Source organism: Streptomyces sp. NPDC052225, from assembly GCF_040679615.1.
Lineage (GTDB): Bacteria > Actinomycetota > Actinomycetes > Streptomycetales > Streptomycetaceae > Streptomyces.
This window is the reverse complement of sequence record NZ_JBFAVD010000064.1, coordinates 1-4,304: the sequence shown is the minus strand read 5'-3', so window position 1 is coordinate 4,304 and position 4,304 is coordinate 1. Positions and strand designations below refer to the sequence as shown.

Below are 4,304 nucleotides of genomic sequence, written 5' to 3'. Positions count from 1 at the left end.
AGTTCCCCGCGCCCCTGGAGGTGCTCCGCATCTCTCGGGGAAATGCGACGCGAAGCGTCTGCATTTCAGGGGCGCGGGGAACTGCGCGACCAGCCCCCACCGGCCCGCAGCCGCGCGCCGATCCTCAACCCGGCAGACGATGAGGCGCGAGCCCGCCGCAGGCGGGCCCAGTACACCCGCCCCCACCGGCAGGTACAGTGCGGAGATCGGCAACCCACCCAAAAGGCCCCGCCCCGTGTTGACTCAGACCACCACCCGGGTCCTCGAACCGAGTGACCTGGACGCCGCGCTCGCCGTCCTCGACCGCGAGCCGGTCGTGAACGCCTTCGTGACCGCGCGCGTCCGCGTCGCGGGCCTCGACCCGTGGCGCCTCGGCGGCGAGATGTGGGGCTGGTACGAGGACGGCATGCTCCGCTCCCTCTGCTACGCGGGCGCCAACCTCGTGCCGATCTGCGCCACCGACCGGGCCGTGCGCGGCTTTGCCGACCGCGCCCGCCGGGCAGGCCGCCGCTGCTCCTCGATCGTCGGCCCCGCCGAGCCCACCGCCCTGCTGTGGCGCCTGCTCGAACCCAGCTGGGGCCCGGCCCGCGAGGTCCGCGCCCAGCAGCCGCTGATGGTCGCCGACCGGCTGCCCGCCGACGTCACCCCGGACCCGTACGTACGCCGTGTCCGCAAGGACGAGATGGACACGATCATGCCGGCGTGCGTGGCGATGTTCACCGAGGAGGTCGGCGTCTCGCCGCTGGCCGGCGACGGCGGCCTGCTCTACCAGGCACGAGTGGCCGAACTGGTCGGTTCAGGGCGCTCGTTCGCCCGTCTCGACGAGCACGGCAAGGTCATGTTCAAGGCGGAGATCGGCGCCGCCACCGACCAGGCCTGCCAGATCCAGGGCGTCTGGGTGGCGCCCGAGTACCGCGGCCGCGGCCTCGCGGCCCCCGGCATGGCGGCGGTCCTGCGCTACGCCCTGGCCGACGTCGCGCCCGTCGTCAGCCTGTACGTGAACGACTTCAACACCCCGGCGCGCGCCGCGTACCGGCGGGTGGGGTTCGAGGAAGTCGGCGCGTTCATGAGTGTCCTGTTCTGAAAGCCCCTGGACTCAAGACCCGCCCTGAAGTTAGGTGCCCCGTGCCCGATTCGTCCTCGCCCCGCGCCCCCGTATCCGCCTGGCACGAGTGGCGCGCGGAGCGGCACCGCTCGGTCACCGCCCCCACCGGAAACCTCGCCCTCGTCGAGACCCGCTGGCTGCCCCCGGGCGAACTCCCCGCCCCGGCCGCCGCCCGCGCAGGACAGCCCGCCACCGTCACGGTCACGGCCCTCGAACGCACCGACATGGTCACCGGCGAACCCGAGCACGGCCTGCGCTTCTGGGACGCGGACGCCCCCGCGATCCGGGACTTCGACCGCATCGACGCCTTCCCGTACGACCCGGCCTGGGTCCTCGACGCCACGTACACCCCCGTCGAGGGCGCCCGCACCGTCGCCTTCGAGCACCTGCGGGACAACGGCGGCACCCGCGAGAAGGCCGTCCCCGGCGACATCGCCCTCACCGTCGACGGCACGGACTACACCCTGCTGGCCTTCGACGACGACGGCACCCTGCTGCTCGTCTTCGGCGACCCGACGAACGGTTCCACGACCTACGGCGCCGGCCGCTTCCTGTTCGTCGAGCACACGGGCGAGGGGCGCGTACGCCTCGACTTCAACCGGGCCTTCGTGCCCCCGTGCGGTTTCTCCGACCAGTACAACTGCCCGATGCCGCCCCGGCAGAACCGATTCCACCTGCCCGTCGAGGCCGGCGAGAAGCTTCCCGTCCTGCGCGGCGGCGGCGCCCACTGATCACCCCGCCTCGCACGGCCGCCCCGGGGTACCCTCCCCGCATGCCGCACCGCAACCGTAGGGACGCCACCGAGGGCGCCGCCGTCACCATCGGCCCGCTCGACCTGCGCACCCGCGTCGACGAGGCCCTCGCCGTGCAGGCCCACGCCTTCGGGCTGAGCGACGACGAGATCGCCGTGCGCCGCCAGATCGTGCTGCGGCACATCACCTATCCCGGGGCCCGCTCGCTCGGCGCCACCACCGAGTCCGGCCGGCTCGTCGGCTTCGTCTACGGCATGCCGAACGACCGCACCCACTGGTGGTCCACGGTCGTCGAGCCGTATCTGCGCGCCCGCGGCCACGACCACTGGCTCGACGACTCGTTCGTCATCACCGAGCTGCACGTCCACCCCGGCTACCAGAACCGCGGCATCGGCCGCACCCTCATCACCACCATCACCGACGGCGCCACCCAGCCCCGCTCGATCCTCTCCGCGATCGACTTCGACAGTCCGGCCCGCGGCCTCTACCACTCGCTCGGCTACGACGACCTCGCCCGCCAGGTCCTGTTCCCCAGCGCCCCGAAGCCGTACGCCGTGATGGGCGCACCGCTGCCGCTGCTGCGCGACAACCCGTGACCGATTTCCGGCCGCGCCCGCCGCCCGGCTAACCTCCTGGGACCACCCTTTCGTCGCAGGAGTCAAGAATCATGGCCAAAGCCCAGGTCCAGCGCATGTCCCGGTTGATGGTGAAGACCCTGCGCGACGACCCGGCGGACGCCGAGGTGCTCAGCCACAAACTGCTCGTCCGCGCCGGTTACGTGCGCCGCACCGCCGCCGGCGTCTGGTCCTGGCTGCCGCTCGGCAAGAAGGTCCTCGCCAATGTCGAGCGCGTCGTGCGCGAGGAGATGGACGCCATGGGCGGCCAGGAGGTCACCCTCCCCGCCCTGCTGCCCAAGGAGCCCTACGAGGCGACGAACCGCTGGACCGAGTACGGCGCCGAGCTGTTCCGCCTCCAGGACCGCCGCGGCGGCGACTACCTGCTCGGCCCGACCCACGAGGAGATCTTCACCCTCCTGGTCAAGGACCAGTGCACGTCCTACAAGGACCTGCCGGTCATCCTGTACCAGATCCAGACGAAGTACCGCGACGAGGCCCGCCCCCGCGCCGGCATCCTGCGCGGCCGCGAGTTCCTGATGAAGGACTCGTACTCCTTCGACCTGGAGGACGAGGGCCTCGCCCAGTCCTACGCGCTGCACCGCGCCGCGTACCAGAAGATCTTCGAGCGTCTGGGCCTGGACTACCGCATCTGCGCCGCGACCGCCGGCGCCATGGGCGGCTCGAAGTCCGAGGAGTTCCTCGCCCCGGCCGCGGCCGGCGAGGACACCTTCGCCGACTGCCCGAACTGCGACTACGCGGCCAACACGGAGGCGGTCTCCTTCGCCCTGAAGCCGGTCGACGCCGACGGCGTCGCCGCTCTCGAAGAGATCCCGACCCCCGACACCCCCACCATCGAGACGCTCGCCGCGCACCTTGGCGTGCAGGCCTCCGAGACCCTCAAGAACCTCCTCGTGAAGGTCGACGGCGAGATCGTCGCCGTCGGCGTCCCCGGCGACCGCGAGGTCGACATGGACAAGGTCGAGGCGCACTTCTCCCCGGCCGCCGTCGAGCTGGTCACGGCCGAGGACTTCGAGGGCCGCGACGACCTCGTGCGCGGCTACGTCGGCCCGCAGGGCCTGGAGAAGGTCCAGTACATCGCGGACCCGCGCGTCGCCCCCGGCACCGCCTGGATCACCGGCGCCAACAAGGACGGCGTGCACGCGAAGAACGTCGTGGCGGGCCGTGACTTCGAGGTCGACGAGTACGTCGACGTCGTCGTCGTCCAGGAGGGCGACCCCTGCCCGTCCTGCGGTACGGGCCTGAAGCTGGACCGCGCCATCGAGATCGGCCACATCTTCCAGCTCGGCCGCAAGTACGCCGACGCCTTCCAGCTCGACGTCCTCGGCCAGAACGGCAAGCCGGTCCGCGTGACCATGGGCTCCTACGGCATCGGCGTCTCGCGCGCCGTCGCCGCCCTCGCCGAGCAGCACGCCGACGACAAGGGCCTGATCTGGCCGGAGGAGATCGCCCCCGCCGACGTCCACGTGGTGGCCGCGGGCAAGGCCCTCCAGACCGAGCTGGCCCTGGAGGTCTCCGACCTGCTCGCCGAGGCCGGCGTCCGCGTCCTGGTCGACGACCGCCCGGGCATCTCGCCCGGCGTGAAGTTCACCGACTCCGAGCTGATCGGCGTCCCGAAGATCCTGGTCGCGGGCCGCCGCAGCGGTGACCGCGTCCTGGAGCTGAAGGACCGCCGCACGGGCGAGCGCGAGGAGCTCACGGTCGAGGAGGCCGTGGCCCGCCTCACCGCCTGAGGACACCGGCACAGGGGCGCCCCCGCAGTCCGCGGACTGCGGGGGCGGCCCACAGCGTCGGGCCGCGACAGCCCACCCC

Annotated in this window: 4 protein-coding genes; all 4 read left to right on the top strand. The window is 72.3% G+C overall.

Going from position 1 to position 4,304, the window contains the following annotated elements; translation table 11 throughout:
- Window positions 1-235 precede the first annotated feature (235 nt).
- On the top strand, window positions 236-1,084 hold the full coding sequence (locus AB0L37_RS38290; protein WP_365516782.1) for a GNAT family N-acetyltransferase: 849 nt from the start codon (window positions 236-238) through the stop codon (window positions 1,082-1,084).
- Window positions 1,085-1,125: 41 nt separating this feature from the next.
- Window positions 1,126-1,836, top strand: coding sequence for a DUF1684 domain-containing protein (locus tag AB0L37_RS38285; protein WP_365516779.1), 711 nt, complete (start codon window positions 1,126-1,128; stop codon window positions 1,834-1,836).
- A 41-nt stretch (window positions 1,837-1,877) separates the two neighbouring features.
- A complete protein-coding gene (locus tag AB0L37_RS38280) occupies window positions 1,878-2,453 on the top strand; it encodes a GNAT family N-acetyltransferase (protein WP_365516777.1) in 576 nt (191 codons plus the stop codon).
- Between the two features lie 71 nt (window positions 2,454-2,524).
- Window positions 2,525-4,225: a proline--tRNA ligase gene (locus AB0L37_RS38275; protein ID WP_365516774.1), complete on the top strand. Its 1,701-nt coding sequence runs from the start codon at window positions 2,525-2,527 to the stop codon at window positions 4,223-4,225.
- Window positions 4,226-4,304 lie beyond the last annotated feature (79 nt).